Origin of the sequence: Amycolatopsis roodepoortensis (genome assembly GCF_024628825.1) — a bacterium.
Taxonomy (GTDB): Bacteria; Actinomycetota; Actinomycetes; order Mycobacteriales; family Pseudonocardiaceae; genus Amycolatopsis; species Amycolatopsis roodepoortensis.
Genome location: NZ_CP102415.1, coordinates 8,505,819 through 8,522,654, shown reverse-complemented (window position 1 = coordinate 8,522,654; position 16,836 = coordinate 8,505,819). Strand labels below are relative to the sequence as shown.

Below are 16,836 nucleotides of genomic sequence, written 5' to 3'. Positions count from 1 at the left end.
TCGCCCCTTTCACACCAAGGTCACCGGTCTCACGGAATTGGCGAGATCGATCAGCACGTCGTGCGCTTCCGCCGTCGGCGCGTGGTGGGCGAGCCGCCGGTACGACTTGTCCAGCACCGTGCGGGCGCCCGTCTCGCCCGCGCGCAGGATCTCGCCTTCGGTGATCCCGTCCTGCCCGAGGAGCACGGCGGCCAGCCCGGTCTCGCGCACGGCGGTCACCAGCCTGTCGAAGGAATCGCCGTCGAGGTCCAGAGCGGTCAGCCGGACCACGGCGTCGTCGAGTTCGGCCGACGCCGGGAGATCCCCCGTCCCCGGCATCGGCGCGGACAGCACCCGCACCCCGGCGATCCGCGCCGCCTCGTCGTAGCGCGAGAATTCCGGGACCTGGTCGAGGATTTCGACGGCGGCGGCGCGGTTGCCACGCAGCAGCCGGACCCGCGCGAGCCCGAACGCCGCGCTGACCTGCGACCGGTCCCGCACCCACAGTGCGTCGTAGTACCGCTCGGCGGCGGCCGCGCCGTTGAGGTGCTCCTCGCAGAGCCCGAGCGCGAGTTTCGGCGGCTCCTCGCCGGGGATGTCGCGGTACACGGCGGTGAACTTCTCCTTCGCCGCCGCGAAATCGCCGGCGCCGAGCGCGAGCAGGCCGCGGTGCCACGCCACTCGCCAGTCATGGGCGGCGCGCTCGCCGAGCAGCCGTTCGGCCTCAGCCACCGCCAGAGCGCCTTCGACGGTCGCCCCGAGCTCCAGATGTGCCCGGCAGCGGCGGAACTCGACCTCGACCGAACCCGGTACCTTGTCGAGCTTCTTCAGCAGCCGCGCGGCATCGGGCGCCCGGACGGCGCGCAGGAAGCTCGCCTGCGGGTCGTCCGGATCCTCGCGCGGCACGGGGAGCCCGACGGCGATCTCCGCGGCGCTCGGACGCGCGCCGAGCGAGACGGGTGTCCCGCGCGTCCAGTGCTCCAACGGCGGCGCCTGCCCGAGCCCCGCGTCGAGCAGGACCGCCCCTTCGGCGAACAACGTCGAGCCGGCGGGCCGGGATTGCTTGTCCCGCAAGGAAAGGATTTCGCTCAGCACACCGTCGAGCTGGACCAGCATCTCGCGCGCGGTCGCGAACCGTTGCTCGAACGGGGCGGTCGCGCGATCGAGGACCCGGAGGAACGATTCGATGCCGAACCGGACACCCCGCGCGTCGGTGGTGACCGACCAGCCGTCGCTGGCCTGGAAGAGCTCCCGCAGCGTCACGCCGACGGTGTGGATGTCGGACCGGACGGTGAGCCCGTGTTTCACCCGTTCCGCCGGGGTCACCTGATAGTGCTCGGTGCCGACGATCGGGCTCTCGTCGTCGGTGATCTTGCGGATCGCGCCGAAATCGATGAGCTTGATCCGCTTCTCGCCGTGGATCACGTTGTCCGGCTTCATGTCGCAGTACAGCAGGCCTTCGCCGTGCAGGTAGTCGAGCGCGGTCAGGATCTCGCGGCCGTACGCCACGACGTGCTCGACGAGCAGCCGTCCTTCACTGGAGTCCAGCCCGGCCCGGCCGCGGTTCTTGACCTCCCGCAGGGAAAGCCCGTCGACGAACTCCATGACGATGTAGCGGAGGCCCTCGTGTTCGACCACGTCGAGGATCCTGACGACGTTCGGGTGGTCCAGCGCGGTGAGCACCTGGCTTTCGGTCTCCGCGATCCGGACGGCGGCGGTGTTGTTCGTGTTGATGAGGCCCTTGAGCGCGACGTACCGGTCGCCGAGGCCGGAATCCGTCGCCAGGTAGACGAAGCCGAGTCCACCGCGCGCGACACAGCCGAGCACGTGGTACCGGCCGTCGACCACGTCACCTGCCGCGAGCTTGGGCGCGAAGGAGAACGGCGTCCGGCAGACCGGGCAGAACCCCTCGGTGGGCGCGGGCCCGCCGCCGATCGAGCGGCCGACCGGGGTGGCCGTGCATCCGTGCTTGCCGCAGAACCGTTCCTCCTCCGGGACATGCGGCTCGGTGAGCAGACGGCCCGCGACGTCCGGGAGTTCGACGACCGGCAGCGGGACCCGGTCGTCCGCGCTCGCGTGGCCCGCGATCTGCTGGGAACGGGTGACCACCGTGCTGGTGATCCTGGTCGGCGCCTCGCCGGGGCCGGGGATCACCAGGGTCGGTTTCTCCCGCGGCGCGGGCTCTTCCGGCGCCCCTGGCGGCAGTCCGCAGATCTTGCAGAAGCCGGTCTTGCCGAGTACACCCGGGCAGCCGTCCCGTCCGCAGGCCGTCATCCGTCGATCCGTTTCCGTACGGTGTCCGCGTATCGCTCGACGGCCTCCGCCGCGGCCGCGAGGTCACAAGGTCCTTCGAAGAGCATCCGCCAGGCGGGTGCATAGGCGGCATCCAGTTCGACGTCTTCGACGAGGCCGCTGTTACGCGCCATCTCGCCGTACGCGTCGAGCCGGGCGCGCAGTTCCGCGCGCCGCGCGAGGTTCTCGTCGAGGAGGCGACGGAGGTCGCGGGCGCGCTCGACGGTCTTGGCCACGGCTCGCTCGCAGACCGGAAGCTGCCGTTTCACCCAATCGGTGTCGCCGTCCTGCTCCGCCGAACGCAGTTGTGTCAACGCGCCTCTCAGCCGTCGTGCCTTGGGATGGACATGCGGTGCGTCCGAGAAGCGGGGCGCGTCGCTCAGATTGTCCTTCTCCAGACTGTCGAGTTCACCCAACCGGGTTTCCAGCAGGGCGAGGCGGCCCTCGGTGTCGTCCTCGGTGGCGGGCAGGACGTCCGTGCTCGACCGGACCACGCTCACCCCTGGCGAGGTCTCCTCGCGGAAGGCCAGCGCGAGCCGCAGCCCGAGTTCGTGCGCACGCTGGGCGAGCGGCACAAGCACCTCACCGACGAGCGCGTCGGGCTCGGCCGCCTCGTCGATCCCGTAGACGACGACGGTGCGGGCGGCCCCGTGGTGGCCGGCGGGCGAATCCGCGGCGACGTCGAGCCGGTCGGAGATCCGGCGGCGGACCTCTTCGGCGGTCTTGCCGACCGCGTCGACGGCGAGCACGACACTGCCCAGCGGCGGGACCGTCGGGCCGGTCACGCTCCGGCCCGCGCCGCGTTCGCGGTCGGCGAGCACGACGGCGCGCCGCAACGAGGCGGCGACGGCGGAATCGTCCGCGCCCATGATGATCACCCGGACGTCCGCCCGGCCGTGCCCGCCGAGCCACCGGGCGAATTCGCGGGCGAACCGCGGGTCGATCGCGGGCGGTTCCGGGTACCGCACGAAGCTGGGGTCGATCGCGGGGGTGCCTTCGGCCCAGCGGCGCAGGGCGGGCAGATACCCGAGCATGGTCTCGACCGGGATCATCCACGAGACGCGGGCGGCCTCGGTCGCGTACCGGGTCGCGACCATGCCGACGACATGGCCGGTCTTGTCGGCGATCACCGCCGAACCGCTGAAGCCGTGGGTGATCGGCTCGGCGTCCGGAGTGCGGTGCAGCTGGACGCGTTCGAGCCCGTGCCCGCCGTCGCCGACGACGGTCGCCAGCGACCACATGCCGTCCGAACCGGTCGGGAAGCCGTACGCGCGGACCCGCTGGCCGTCTTCGAGGGCCGTCCGGTGGAGCGGGGCGCCGGAGATCTGTTCCGCGGGGTCGCGCAACCGGAGCAACGCGATGTCCCCGCCGTCGTCGCCGATGGGCGCGGCCTGCGCGAGGATCGTGGCGATTCCGGGCTCCACACCGGGAAGCGCCACGAAATCCACGGCGACGTCGTCGTGGCCTTCGATCACGTGAGCGCAGGTGAGGAGGTGTTCGCCGTCGAGCATGGTCCCGGCGCCCAGGATCCGCCCACGGTGATCGCGCAGCCGCACCCGCCAGCGTCTGCGCTCGGAAGTCACCCGAACGACCCTACCGATCGTGAGTGGTGATGACGGCTCTAACCGTCATTACCACTCACGAGGCCTAATGCGCGGCGTCGTTCCACGACCGGCCGTATCCGACCGAGACCTCCAGCGGGACCGCCAGTTCGTAGGCGGAGCCCATTCCCTGGCGCACCAACGTTTCCAGCTGCTCGCGCTCGCCATCGGCGACCTCGAGGACGAGCTCGTCGTGGACCTGCAGGAGCACGCGGCTCTTCAGCTTCGCCTCGGTCAGCGCCTTGTGCACGTTGAGCATGGCGACCTTGATGATGTCGGCCGCGCTGCCCTGGATAGGGGCGTTGAGCGCCATCCGCTCGGCCATCTCGCGGCGCTGCCGGTTGTCGCTGTTGAGGTCCGGCAGATAACGGCGGCGGCCGAAGATCGTCTCGGTGTAACCGACCTTCGCCGCGTCGCCCACGACCGAATGGAGGTAATCGCGCACGCCGCCGAAACGGGAGAAGTACGCCTCCATCTGTTCCTTGGCCTCTTCGGTCGAGATCCGCAGCTGCTGCGAAAGGCCGTACGCCGAAAGCCCGTACGCCAGGCCGTACGACATCGCCTTCACCCGGAAACGCAGTTCCGGCGTGATCTCCTCCGGCGGCAGCGAGAACGCGCGCGACGCCACGAAAGTGTGCAGGTCCTCGCCGCTGTTGAAGGCCTGGATCAGCCCTTCGTCCTGCGAGAGGTGCGCCATGATCCGCATTTCGATCTGGCTGTAGTCCGCCGTCATCAGCTCGGCGTATCCGTCGCCGACGACGAAGGCGTCACGGATGCGGCGGCCTTCCTCGGTGCGGATCGGGATGTTCTGCAGGTTCGGGTCGACCGAGGAGAGCCGTCCGGTGGCGGCGATCGTCTGCAGCAGTGTGGTGTGGATGCGGCCGTCGTCGGCGACCGACTTGATCAGGCCCTCGACCGTGGTGCGCAGCCTGGTCGCGTCCCGGTGCTCCAGCAGATGCTGCAGGAACGGGTGCTCGGTCTTCTCGAACAGGCTCTGCAGCGCCTCGGCGTCGGTGGTGTAGCCGGTCTTCGTGCGTTTGGTCTTCGGCATGCCGAGCTCGTCGAACAGGATGACCTGCAGCTGCTTCGGCGAACCGAGGTTGACCTGCTTGCCGATGACCGCGTACGCCTCCTCGGCGGCCTGCGTCACCCGGCCGAGGTAGTGCGCCTCCAGGTTGGTCAGATGCTCGATGTCGACCGCGATGCCCGACGCTTCGAGACCGGTGATCACCTGCAGCAGCGGCAGTTCGAGCTCGGCGAGCAGCTGCGCGCCGCCCAGCTCTTCGAGCTCCTTGGTCAGTGCTCCCGCGAGCTCGGCGACCGCACGGGCCTTGACCAGCTCGGCCTGGATCTCCTTCTGCTCCAGATCCTCGGCGCCACCGTCGAGCAGCGAAAGCTGCCCGTCCCCGGTGTCGGCCTCGGACCGCAGCTCACGATGCAGGTACCGCAGGACCAGGTCGTCGAGCTCGAAGGTGCGCTGCCCCGGGCGGACCAGGTACGCCGCGAGCGCGGTGTCCATGACGAGCCCGGCGAACGTCCAGCCGCGCGCCCGGACGGCGTGCAGCGGGACCTTGAGCTCGTGGCCGATCTTCTGGATCTTCTCGTCGGCGAGCCAGGCCGTGAGCGCCTTGTCGTCCTCGGCGTCCATCGCGGTGACGTCGACATACGCGCCCTCGCCGTCCGCGGCCGCGAACGTGATGGCCTTCAGGTCGGAGCGGACCGACGCCCCGGTGGTGCGGAACGCCAGGCCGACCGGCTTGTCCTGGCCGGTGTGCGCGGACAGCCATTCCGTGAGCGCGCCCGGCGCGAGCTTCGAACCGCTGACCTCGAAACCCTCCTCGGCCTCGGGCTCGGCGCTCTGCAGGGTGGCGAAGAGCCGGTCCCTCAGCACGCGGAACTCCAGCTCGTCGAACAGCGCGTGGACGGCCTCGCGGTCCCACGGGCGCAGCTCGAGCATGGTCGGGCCGAGCTCCAGCTCGACGTCGCGGATCAGCTCGGTGAGCTGGCGGTTCAGCATGACCGCGCCGAGGTGCTCGCGCAGCGCGTCGCCGACCTTGCCCTTGACCTCGTCGACCCGGTCGACCAGCTCGTTGAAGGAGCCGAACTGCCTGATCCACTTCGCGGCCGTCTTCTCACCGACGCCCGGGATGCTGGGCAGGTTGTCCGAGGGGTCGCCACGCAGCGCGGCGAAGTCCGGGTACTGCGCCGGCGTGAGGCCGTACTTCTCCTCGACCGCCTCCGGGGTGAACCGGGTCATCTCCGACACGCCGCGCTTCGGGTACAGCACGGTGACCTGGTCGGTCACCAGCTGGAGCGCGTCACGGTCACCCGTACAGATGAGGACGTCGAAACCTTCCGCGGTCGCCTGTGTCGTGAGCGTGGCGATGATGTCGTCGGCTTCGTAGTTCTCCTTGGTCAGCGCCGGGATGCCGAGGACCTTCAGCACGTCCTCGACCAGCCCGACCTGGCCCTTGAACTCGTCCGGGGTGGTGCTGCGGTTGGCCTTGTACTCCGCGTACGTCTCCGACCGGAACGTCTTGCGGGAGAGGTCGAACGCCACCGCGAGGTGGGTCGGCGCCTCGTCGCGCAGCAGGTTGATGAGCATCGAGGTGAACCCGAACACCGCGTTCGTCGTCTGCCCGGTCTTCGTCTTGAAGTTCTCCGCGGGCAGCGCGAAGAACGCGCGATACGCCATCGAATGGCCGTCGATCAGCAGCAGTTTGGGCCGCTCGGCCTGTGCGGTGGCGGGTGTGGCGTTGGCAACGGTCGTGTTCTCACTCGGGCTCACGGGAGCGAGTCTAGGGTGAGGGTCTGACAGTCCTACCTGTCGTGTCGTTTAAGGAGCTCTGCGTGACCGAACAAGCCCTCGAATCCTTCGCCGGGATCGACCCGGCCTACGCCGGACAGCAGCTCAACGACAAGCTCGGGCTCGAGATCAGCGAATTCGGTCCCGAACGCGTCGTGGGCAGCATCCCGGTGGAGGGCAACCTCCAGCCCTACGGTCTCCTCCACGGCGGCGCGAACGCCGTGGTCGCCGAGGCGCTCGGTTCGATGGTCTGCGCGCTCAACGCCGGCACCGACAAGGCGACGATGGGGCTCGAACTCTCGTGCACGCACCACCGGGCGGTCCGCTCCGGGCGGGTGACCGGTGTCGCGACCCCGGTGCACGTCGGACGCGGGACCGTGACCGCCGAGATCGTCCTGACCGATGACCAGGGGCGACGGTCGTGCACGGCGCGGCTGACCTGCGTGGTGCGGGAGCGGCCGCCGGGCGCTTGAGCTCTCGAAGGGTCGTGAAGGAGGCCTTCACGGCACGAAGGTCGAGTTTCCTCGGCTGAGCCGAGGGAAGGGGGCCTTCACGCGGAGCCGGCGGAACGCGATCCCGCGCACGAGACGCCTGAAGTACGTGAAGGCCCCCTTCCTTGCGCCTAGGTACATGAAGGGGGCCTTCACGTACCTTCAGGGACGTGGATCTCGACACGGCCCAGGTGCGCGCGTTCGTCGCCACCGCCGACCACGGCCATTTCGGTCGCGCGGCAGAATCCCTGTTCCTCACCCAGCAGGCGCTGTCGAAGCGCGTCCGGAAGCTCGAGGACACCCTGTCGGTCCAGCTCTTCCGGCGCACCAACAGGTCCGTCGAGCTGACCGCCGACGGCGACCGGTTCCTCCCGCACGCGCGCGAGCTGATCCGTGCGGCCGACGCCGCCGTCGCCGCGATGGGCCTGCAGGACCGCCCGCCCCGCCTCGACGTCATCGATCCGCGCCTGTCCCCCATGTACATGCTGCGCCGCATCGCCCAGCGGGACCCGGCGCTGGCGGTCGAGCGCGTCGCCGGACGCGGGCTGGCCAACGCCCTCGACCCCCTGGTCCGCGGCGAGATCGACCTCGCGTTCGGCCGCGTCGCAGACCTAGGCCGCGAAGTGCCCGCGGAACTCGAACACAGCCTTGTCCGGCTGGAGCCACTGGTCGCCCTTCTCGCACCGGAACACCCGCTCGCGAACAACGATGTCCTGAAATTGTCCGATCTCCGCAGTGAGGGCATCTGGATTCCGCAATTGGGCGGCCCGGTCGAATGGCTTTCTTATTTGCAACGCCTATGCAAAGAATTCGACGTCCCGATCGACGACTCCGGTGTCAGTTACGACCTCAGACACACTCTGGAACAGACTCGCTACGGGAAGCAGCGGGTCACGCTCGCCGGCGCCGACATGGACCTCGCCTCCGACCTCAATCTGCGGGTCCTTCCGTTCGAGCCGTCGCCGCTGTTCCCGTGGTCGGTGGTGTGGCGACGCGGCGAAGGCCCGGCCCTGCGGCGCCTGCTGGCGCTCGCCGGCCGGACCAGCCACGAAGAAGGTTGGTGCACCTACGATCCCGCGCGATCCTGGCTGCCGGACGACGACCTCAGACAGCTAGGTGCCGGGCGAACCAGCGCGTGAGCTCGGCGTCGACCAGCTTCGCCTGCGCCGTCTGAGGAGCCGGTTCGAGGCCGGGCGCCTCGGCGAATTCGTGCGCCATCCCCGGGATCGTGACGAGCTCGGATCGCCCCTCCCCCAACGCCTTGTGCAGGGCCTCGGCAGGCTCGGTGATCGAAACGTCGTCCTCCTCGCCGATGACGAGCAGCACCGGCGCGGTCAGTTCGTCCGCCCGCCGCACGTAGTCGTACTCGTTCGCGACCGCGCGGGACCGGTCCGACCAGTGGTAGGTGACGTCGTAGACCCGCTCGTTCGCCGCGATCACCGGCGCCAGCTGGGTCACCGGGTTCACCAGCGCGGCCGCCGCCACGTCGATCTCCGGATGGGTCAGCATCTGCAACGCGACCGCGCCGCCCTGCGAACCGCCGACCAGCCCGACCGGTCCGTCCTCAATGGACAGGCGGGAGCGCAGTTCCGCCACCGCGGCCGGGAACTCCGCCTCGACCTGTTTGGTCAGCGGTTCGACGACGTTGAGCACGTTGTCCTCGCTCGCGAGCCGGAAGAAGCCCTCGAAACCGCCCTCGGGGAACCGTTTACCGGTCAGCGGCAACCCTAGGTGCACCCGCCACGCGTGCAGCCCCCGCATCGGCAGCGCCGCCGCCATGGCCGCCTCGCTGAACGGCGCGCCCAGCAGATGCCAGGTCAGCACCAGCGGCGCCGGACGTGCCCGGTCCGACGGCGGCACCGCCACGAACGGGACTCCCGCGGCGACGCCTTCGATCGTTTCGACGCTCATCTTCATGTTCTCCCAGATCCTCGTTTTCGGCTCTGGGAACAGCTAATCGCGAGGTCAGGGCCGAGATCCAACAGCCTTTCGGACCGCGACGACAACCATCGGTTGTCATGGCACCGGGGAAGCGGGGGCACCGTTGGCGCCCTTTGGGGCAGCATTGCTACGACGAACGGCCGCCCACGAAGGGGCTGAAAAAGCGGAAGATACGCGGCCGAAACATGATCATTACCCACGAGCATGATCGGCGTGGTAGCGGTGAATCCCCAGCGTGACCAGCGAAGACCCGCCAACCGGCAACATTCGCCTTTTCGTGCAATTCGTTCTGGTTTCGACCGTCACGATGTGGACACAGAGTGATGGGCGTCTGGGCAGATCATGGCGTAGGGGGATATCTTCCTGCCCTAACCTAGCCCCTGTGTCGGGGGCAACGCCTACCGGCGGCTGGTTGGTCATGGGAGGTAGTCGGTGTCAGGAGTGCGTTTTGGACGGGTTTTCGCCGTCGCGGCGGCTGCGTCGCTGGCGCTGGCGGGCTGTGCAGGCGGCAGCAGCTCGTCCGGCAGCGGTGACAGCAGCACGCTGAAGATCGGGTTCATGGGTGACCTCACCGGTGAGAACTCCGGGATCGTGATCCCGCCCCGCAACGGCGCCAAGCTCGCTATCGACGAGTACAACAAGACGAACCCGGCGATCAAGCTGGAGCTCAAGGAATACGACAGCCAGGGCAAGCCCGAGCAGGCGACGTCGCTGATCGCGACCGCCGTCGGCCAGGACAAGATCACCGCGCTGATCGGCCCGGCCTTCTCCGGTGAGTCGAAGGCCATCGGCGGTCAGCTGGAACAGAACAAGATCCCGAGTGTCTCGCCTTCGGCGACCAACGCGGGCCTCTCCTCGAACGGATGGAAGTACTGGCACCGCGTCGTCGCGAGCGACGCCAGCCAGGGACCGGCGATCGCCAACTTCCTCGTCACGGCGAAGTCGCCCAAGAAGGCCTACATCATCTCGGACGACCAGGAATACAGCGTCGGCCTGGCCGACAACTTCGAGAAGACCTTGAAGGAGAAGAACGTCCCGAGCGAGCGCGACAAGTTCGCCAAGGACGCGTCGGACTACTCCTCGACCGTCCAGAAGGTCAAGGCCGCGAACCCGGACATCATCCTCTTCGGTGGCTACTACGCCCAGGGTGGCCGTCTGCTCAAGCAGCTGCGTGACGGCGGCGTGACCGCCACCTTCGCGACCGGTGACGGTTCGCTCGACGCCCAGCTGATCAGCGGTGCCGGTGCCGCGGCCGCCGAGAAGGCCGTCGTCGGCTGCCCGTGCAACATCCCGGACGCCGGCTCCACCGACGAGTTCAGCACCAAGTACAAGGCCGCGTTCAACGTGGACCCGGCGATCTACTCGAGCGAGGGTTACGACGCCGCGACCGCCATCATCAACGCGGTCAAGTCCGGCGCCAACACCTCGGAGAAGATCAACGAGGCCCTCAAGACGATCGACTTCAAGGGTGCCTCGAAGCAGATCAAGTTCAAGGAGAACGGCGAACCGTCGACGGAGGCGATCAACATCTACCAGGTCACCGGTGGTGTCCTGAAGAACCTCGGCGTCTCGACCGAAGCCAAGCTCAACGGCTGACGGAGCAGATAGGAACACCTAACGGAAGCGGGGGCGCTGTGCGATCACAGCACCCCCGCTTCCCGCAAATGTGGCGAAAGAATCCTCGCCCCGTCCCGTAAGGCATCCACGTCATGCTTCAAGACCTGCAAGCCCAGTTCCTCGGTAGCACCATCGGCGGACTGGTCGCCGGAAGCATCTACGCCCTCATCGCCCTCGGCTACACAATGGTCTACGGCGTACTCCGGCTCATCAACTTCGCGCATTCCGAAATCTTCATGATCGGGACGGTCACGTCCCTGTTCGTCCTGATCACCATCGCCGGTGGCACCGCCCCGATCACGCTCGGCGTGTTCGGGATGATCGCCGTCCTGCTGTTGATCATCATCGCTTCGGCCGCCGTATCCGGTGGTGCGGCGGTCCTGCTGGAGCAAGTGGCCTACCGGCCGCTCCGCAAGAAGGGCGCGACCCGGCTCGCCGCCCTGATCTCCGCCATCGGCGCCTCGCTGTTCCTCCAGGAACTGTTCGGCCTCGAAATCATCGAGTGGATCACCGACAAGTCCGGCCGCGTGCAACAGAACGCGCCGCGCTTCATCCCGCACGAGGAGCTGTTCCACATCGGCAACGGCGTGGTCCGAACGGACCACGTGTTCGTCGTCGTCGGTGCCGTGATCATGATGGTCGTGCTCGACCAGCTGGTCAGCCGCACCCGCATCGGCCGAGGTATCCGCGCCACGGCGCAGGATCCCGAAGCCGCCGTGCTGATGGGCGTCAGCATCGACAAGATCGTGCGCCTCACGTTCCTCCTCGGCGGCGCGATGGCCGGTGTCGCCGCCGCGCTGTACGTGATGGAGTACGAGAACACCGATTACCGCATCGGGTTCCTCCTCGGTATCAAGGCGTTCACCGCGGCCGTGCTGGGAGGTATCGGCAACCTGCGCGGCGCTCTACTCGGTGGCATCGTGCTCGGTTTGGTGGAGAACTGGAGTTCCATCTTCTTCGGTTCGGCTTGGAAGGACGTCACCGCCTTCGTGGTACTGGTGCTGGTCCTGATGTTCCGTCCCACCGGCATCCTCGGTGAATCGCTGCAGCGGGCACGCGCATGAAGGGCAACGAAGAAGTGGCTGAAAAGTCCCCAGAGAACGGAAAGCCGACGCGCGCCGGCTTTCACCCCGTGGACGGCATGCGGGATTGGTGGGCACGCGCTCCGCATTGGCAACGCTATGGCGTGTACATCGCCCTGATCATCGGCGCGCTGATCCTGCCCGCGCCCGCGATCGGTTCGTTCATGTCGCCGGAATCGGACTGGACCACGGTCCTGATCTTCCCGGTCGGGGTGTACATCCTGCTGGCGATCGGCCTGAACATCGTGGTCGGCCACGCGGGCATGCTGGACCTCGGGTTCGTCGCGTTCTTCGCGATCGGCGCGTACACGCTCGCCGTGATGGGCACCCTGCACGGCTGGGGATTCTGGGGCACGCTCGTGCTCGGTATCTTCCTGGCGGCGATGTCAGGGGTGATCCTCGGTGCTCCGACGCTCCGGTTGCGCGGTGACTATCTGGCCATCGTGACCCTCGGCTTCGGTGAGATCGTCCGGATCACCGCGACGAACACCGACTCCATCGGCGGCGCCCGCGGTATCACCAACATCCCGCACCCGGAGCCCATGTTCGGGACCGAGTTCCTGCTCGACCCGGCGCCGTACTACTACCTGATCCTCGCGGCGATCGTGATCGCGATCATCTTCTCGGTGCGGCTGCACAAGAGCCGCGTCGGGCGGGCGTGGGCGGCCATCCGTGAGGACGAGGACGCCGCCGAGCTGATGGGTGTCCCGACGTTCAAGTTCAAGCTGCTGGCGTTCGCCATCGGCGCCATGCTCGGCGGTATGGCCGGTGTGGTCTACGCGAGCAAGGCCGTCTTCATCGAGCCGAACAACTTCCCGTTCATCCTGTCCGCGACCATCCTCGCGGCCGTGGTTCTCGGTGGAGCGGGCAACCTGCCCGGCGTCATGCTCGGTGCCTTCCTGGTCGCCTGGCTTCCGGAACGGTTCCGGTTCCTGTCCGAGTACCGCATCCTGATCTTCGGTGGTGTGCTGGTACTGATGATGGCGCTGCGGCCGGAGGGTCTGCTGCCGTCGCGGCAGCGCAAGGCGGAACTACACGAGGGAACGGGCGGGATGGGTGCCATGGGCGCCGAAGTCGCGGGTCCGGATTCCGAGGCTTCGGCGGAGGTGACGAAATGAGCGCGCTGCTCGAATTCGACAACGTGACGATGCGCTTCGGCGGTGTCACGGCGTTGAAGGAAGTCGACCTCACCATCAACCAGGGTGAGATCTTCGCCCTGATCGGCCCGAACGGCGCGGGGAAGACCACGGTCTTCAACGTGATCACCGGCGTCTACCGGCCGACCGAAGGCCAGGTGCGTTTCGGCGACACCCGGATCGACGGGATGAAGCGGTTCAAGGTCAACCAGGCCGGGATCGCCCGCACGTTCCAGAACATCCGGCTGTTCCACAACATGTCGGCGCTCGAGAACGTCATGGTCGGTGCGGACTCCCACCACAAGACCGGCGCGATCTCGGCGACGCTGGGCCTGCCCGTCCACCGCAAGGAAGAGAAGCGGGGCCGCGAGCTGGCTCGGGACCTGCTGGACTTCGTCGGCATCGGCCGGGTCGAGCACAACACCGCGAAGAACCTCTCCTACGGCGACCAGCGCCGTCTGGAGATCGCGCGTGCGCTCGCGACCGACCCGAAGCTGCTGCTGCTCGACGAGCCCGCCGCCGGGATGAACCCGGCGGAGAAGAACTCGCTGCAGCAACTGATCCGCAAGATCCGCGACGACGGCCGCACCGTGCTGCTCATCGAGCACGACATGGGCTTGGTCATGCAGATCGCCGACCGGCTGGCCGTGCTCGACTTCGGCCAGAAGATCGCAGAAGGGCTCCCCCACGAGGTGCAGAACAACCAAAAGGTGATCGAGGCTTACCTGGGGGTGGCGGAAGATGCTTCTTGAGGTTCAGGACATCAACGTCCACTACGGGAAGATCGCCGCGCTCAAGGGTATGACCATCGAGGTCGGCGAGGGCGAGATCGTTTCGCTCATCGGGGCCAACGGGGCGGGCAAGACCACGACCCTGAAGACGATCTCGGGCCTGCGTCCGCTGACCAGCGGCCGGATCCTCTTCGACGGCAAGGACATCTCGAAGACGCCCGGCCACAAACGGGTCGAGCTCGGGATCGGCCAGTCACCGGAAGGCCGGGGCGTGTTCCCCGGTATGACGGTGCAGGAGAACCTCCTGATGGGTGCCTACACCCGTAAGGACGACCTGAAGGCCGACCTCGACGAGGTCTACGAGCTGTTCCCGCGGCTGAACGAGCGCAAGACCCAGTTCGGCGGCACGATGTCCGGTGGCGAGCAGCAGATGATCGCCATCGGCCGCGCGCTGATGACCAAGCCCAAGGTGCTGCTGCTCGACGAGCCGTCCATGGGCCTGGCGCCGATGCTGATCGCGCAGATCTTCGACATCATCCGCGAGATCAACAAACGCGGGACCACGGTCCTGCTGGTGGAGCAGAACGCGCAGCAGGCGCTGAAGCTCTCGGACCGCGCGTACGTGCTGGAGACCGGTCGAGTGGTCAAGAGCGCCCGCGGTGCCGAGCTGCTGGACGACCCGCAGGTGCGGGCCGCCTACCTCGGTGGCGACCTGGGCGTCTGACGCCTTGTTCGGAGGGGCCCCGTCGCGTTTTCGCGGCGGGGCCCCTTCTTGTTGAGAGATAGCCGAGGCGTAGTGCCGGTGGCCGTGTCGCGTAAGCCACTTTCGGGACGTCAGGTGTCCCGAAAGTGGCTTTCGCGACATGCCCCGGAGCTCGCATCGCGTCTGACGTACCCCTCATCCCAGCTTGATGTCCGTGCCGGTGAGGTTCTTCATGTCGGTCAGCGTCGGACCGCCGAAAGCCCGCAGCACCACGGGTTTCGCCTCCTTGGGGAGATCGAAGTAGAGGTCGAACTCGACCCGCACGCCGCGCCCCAGCTCGAACTTGTCCGGCTGCCGTTTGATCGTCATGGCCTGGTTGTCGACCGCGATCACCGCGCCGGAATCGGTGACGAGTTGCTGGCGCCGGGTGTCGAAGAGGATTCCGGACACGCCTTTCCCGGTGACCACCAGCCGGAGCCGGACGAACTGCCCCTTCGCCTCGAACTCGGCGTGGCTGCCGGTGAGGCTGGGCAGCCCGGCGGCCAGGCCGATGAGGGAGAACTCGGTCTCCCCGTTGAGCGCCGGTGGCAGGTGCAGGGCGGTCTCGTCCGGCCGGACCTCCCTGGCGGGGAGGTCGTAGACGGGTTTGGCGGGCGGCTGTCCCTGCTCGGTGGAGCAGCCGGCGAGCACGAGGAAGGCGACCGCGAGACATTTTCTCATCGGGCGACCTCCACGCTCAGGTACTGCCACACGTCGACGTCCGGCAGCCGTACCGGGCCAACGGCCTCGACCGGCCGGAAACGGACGGTCGTGCCGGTCGTGCCGTCGTCCGGGATCGGCGTCAGATCGGAGACCGGGACGCCACGTTCGTAGCGCTGGGTCCAGGAACCGTTGCGACGCCGGTTGGTGTGCACGAGCCATTCGCTGAGCGCCGCCACGACCGACACTCCGCGCCGCGGATGACCATCCGGGAGGCGTTGCACGCCGGGGAAATCGAAGAAGCGCAGATCCTTGGTCGACATGACCGGCTTCTTCACGAAGCCGCCGTGCCCGTCGGCGCGGGTGGCCGTTCCCCTGCCGTCGTCCGCCACGGAGACCGAGCCGTCGGCATGAACCGTGACGACGGCATGCCCGGCGCCTGTGCTTTCGGCTTCCTCCGCGGCGTAGGCGAGCACTTCGAGGACGAGATGCGGCACGCCACCGGGGGCGAACTCGCCCGCGTTCCGGCGGATCTCCGCCAGATGACCGAGGTCCACGGAACCGGCCCAGTCGTGCGTTGTGGTGCGCCATCGCGCGCTCGCGTCGCTCACCCCGACATTCTCCTACGACTACTGTGCGGCGGTGGCGCTTCGACGTCTTCACTGAGCCGGAAAATCGGGGTACAACCGAACGCGTGGCCCCGACTCCCCGCGCCGACCTGTCCCCCGCCGGCTGGATCTCGTCGAGTGACCTGCCATGGCGCCGGCTGGTCACCTTCGGGCCGGCAGGTTTCGACGGTTACGCGCGGCTGCGCTTCGTCCCCGACCCGGCGTTCGACGGCCAGAGCGAGAGTGACGCCGTGGCGGCCGCTCCGGAAGACGAACTGCTGCGAGCCCTCTTCGAAGTCCTCGCAACGCGCACCAGCACCCCGGACGACTGCTTTTTCTGTCTGTGGGACGGCTACGGCGACGCGTTCGGACACCCGAAGGTCGTCGTCCCCCACCGGGAGTACTTCCTCTTCAGCGGCACGACGGCGGACGCCGGCTTCTGGGGGACGCCGGGGCCCGCCTTCGTCTGGCCGTCCGACCGCGCTTGGTGCGTGGCCAAGGACGTCGATCCGCACTGGGCGGGAATCGGTGCCGACGCGGCGACGCTGGACCTGCTCCTCGCCGACCCACGGCTGGACATCGTCGCCGCGAACCCCGATCGGGAACAGCCGGCGTACCGCTGATCAGCAGTCTTCGACGACGTGCGCGGCGTCGACGCAGCCGGCGGGCTCGGCGTGCCCCGCCGCCTGGTACAGCAGGGTGTACAGCGTCTCGCGCTGATCCTTGTCGAGCGCGCCGAGCACCTCGTCTTCGACCGCGGCGAGGGCGAACTCGGCCTTGACGAGCTGCTTCAGGCCGACGTCGGTGAGTTCGACGATGTGGCGGCGCCGGTCCGCCGGTGACCGCCGGCGTTCGATCAGGTTCACGGACTCGAGGTCGTTCAGCAGCCCGACGACGTTCGTGCTGTCCATCTCCAGCGTCTTCGCGAGGTCCTGCTGCGAGCAGCCGCCGAGGTCGCGCAGCACGGTCAGTGCGACGAGGTGCCGGGGCCGCAGGCCGAGCGGGGTCAGGACGGACTCGCTACGCAGCCGGATCCGGCGGGTGACGTGGTCGAGCAGCGCGCCGCAGCGGTGCGGGGGCTGGTTCACGACCGGGAGTTCGGACACCCGTCAAGTGTACGTTCCCCATGATGGTCACCACAGCATCAATG

At 68.1% G+C, this 16,836-nt stretch carries 15 protein-coding genes; 8 read left to right on the top strand and 7 right to left on the bottom strand.

The genetic code is table 11. The annotated features are described in order from the left end of the window. Nucleotides 1-9: 9 nt before the first annotated feature. The 3 genes from NQK81_RS41005 to polA all read right to left on the bottom strand — a co-directional run bounded on the left by NQK81_RS41005 (nt 10) and on the right by polA (nt 6,660). On the bottom strand, nt 10-2,253 hold the full coding sequence (locus NQK81_RS41005; RefSeq protein ID WP_257485788.1) for a serine/threonine-protein kinase: 2,244 nt from the start codon (nt 2,251-2,253) through the stop codon (nt 10-12). Further along, a complete protein-coding gene (locus NQK81_RS41000; protein ID WP_257485787.1) occupies nt 2,250-3,854 on the bottom strand; it encodes a S1 family peptidase in 1,605 nt (534 codons plus the stop codon). Before NQK81_RS41000 ends, NQK81_RS41005 begins: the two co-directional genes overlap by 4 nt. Before the next feature lie 64 nt (nt 3,855-3,918). Next, nucleotides 3,919-6,660, bottom strand: a complete 2,742-nt coding sequence (gene polA, locus NQK81_RS40995; RefSeq protein WP_257485786.1) for a DNA polymerase I — start codon at nt 6,658-6,660, stop codon at nt 3,919-3,921. Nucleotides 6,661-6,722: 62 nt separating this feature from the next. Between polA and NQK81_RS40990 the strand changes: the two genes are divergently transcribed. Together NQK81_RS40990 and NQK81_RS40985 are read left to right on the top strand one after the other, a co-directional pair. After that, nucleotides 6,723-7,151, top strand: a complete 429-nt coding sequence (locus NQK81_RS40990; RefSeq protein WP_093933444.1) for a PaaI family thioesterase — start codon at nt 6,723-6,725, stop codon at nt 7,149-7,151. Nucleotides 7,152-7,339: 188 nt separating this feature from the next. Next, nucleotides 7,340-8,308, top strand: a complete 969-nt coding sequence (locus NQK81_RS40985; protein ID WP_257485785.1) for a LysR family transcriptional regulator — start codon at nt 7,340-7,342, stop codon at nt 8,306-8,308. Here the strand turns inward: NQK81_RS40985 and NQK81_RS40980 are convergent. Next, nucleotides 8,274-9,086 (bottom strand): alpha/beta hydrolase family protein, encoded by an 813-nt coding sequence (locus NQK81_RS40980; protein ID WP_257485784.1) that lies wholly within the window; start codon nt 9,084-9,086, stop codon nt 8,274-8,276. The genes NQK81_RS40985 and NQK81_RS40980 overlap by 35 nt on opposite strands. 465 nt (nt 9,087-9,551) lie before the next feature. Here NQK81_RS40980 and NQK81_RS40975 point away from each other — a divergent pair, with 465 nt between their 5' ends. The 5 genes from NQK81_RS40975 (at nt 9,552) to NQK81_RS40955 (ending at nt 14,400) form a co-directional block, all read left to right on the top strand. After that, nucleotides 9,552-10,706, top strand: a complete 1,155-nt coding sequence (locus tag NQK81_RS40975; RefSeq protein WP_257485783.1) for a branched-chain amino acid ABC transporter substrate-binding protein — start codon at nt 9,552-9,554, stop codon at nt 10,704-10,706. A 113-nt stretch (nt 10,707-10,819) separates the two neighbouring features. Further along, on the top strand, nt 10,820-11,791 hold the full coding sequence (locus NQK81_RS40970) for a branched-chain amino acid ABC transporter permease (RefSeq protein ID WP_034315979.1): 972 nt from the start codon (nt 10,820-10,822) through the stop codon (nt 11,789-11,791). Next, a complete protein-coding gene (locus tag NQK81_RS40965) occupies nt 11,788-12,927 on the top strand; it encodes a branched-chain amino acid ABC transporter permease (protein WP_306856013.1) in 1,140 nt (379 codons plus the stop codon). The genes NQK81_RS40970 and NQK81_RS40965 overlap by 4 nt, the downstream gene beginning before the upstream one ends. Further along, nucleotides 12,924-13,697: an ABC transporter ATP-binding protein gene (locus tag NQK81_RS40960; protein WP_257485781.1), complete on the top strand. Its 774-nt coding sequence runs from the start codon at nt 12,924-12,926 to the stop codon at nt 13,695-13,697. The genes NQK81_RS40965 and NQK81_RS40960 overlap by 4 nt, the downstream gene beginning before the upstream one ends. After that, nucleotides 13,687-14,400: an ABC transporter ATP-binding protein gene (locus tag NQK81_RS40955; RefSeq protein WP_192741557.1), complete on the top strand. Its 714-nt coding sequence runs from the start codon at nt 13,687-13,689 to the stop codon at nt 14,398-14,400. The genes NQK81_RS40960 and NQK81_RS40955 overlap by 11 nt, the downstream gene beginning before the upstream one ends. 174 nt (nt 14,401-14,574) lie before the next feature. Here NQK81_RS40955 and NQK81_RS40950 read toward each other — a convergent pair whose 3' ends face one another. After that, a complete protein-coding gene (locus NQK81_RS40950) occupies nt 14,575-15,099 on the bottom strand; it encodes a hypothetical protein (protein ID WP_257485780.1) in 525 nt (174 codons plus the stop codon). After that, a complete protein-coding gene (locus NQK81_RS40945; protein ID WP_257485779.1) occupies nt 15,096-15,689 on the bottom strand; it encodes an ATP-binding protein in 594 nt (197 codons plus the stop codon). The genes NQK81_RS40950 and NQK81_RS40945 overlap by 4 nt, the downstream gene beginning before the upstream one ends. 83 nt (nt 15,690-15,772) lie before the next feature. On the opposite strand from NQK81_RS40945, the gene NQK81_RS40940 reads away from it, so the two are divergent. After that, the gene (locus NQK81_RS40940; protein WP_185927180.1) at nt 15,773-16,309 is read left to right on the top strand and encodes a hypothetical protein; all 537 of its coding nucleotides are present in this window, start codon (nt 15,773-15,775) and stop codon (nt 16,307-16,309) included. Here the strand turns inward: NQK81_RS40940 and NQK81_RS40935 are convergent, their stop codons facing one another. Next, a complete protein-coding gene (locus NQK81_RS40935; RefSeq protein ID WP_257485778.1) occupies nt 16,310-16,792 on the bottom strand; it encodes a MarR family winged helix-turn-helix transcriptional regulator in 483 nt (160 codons plus the stop codon). Nucleotides 16,793-16,836 lie beyond the last annotated feature (44 nt).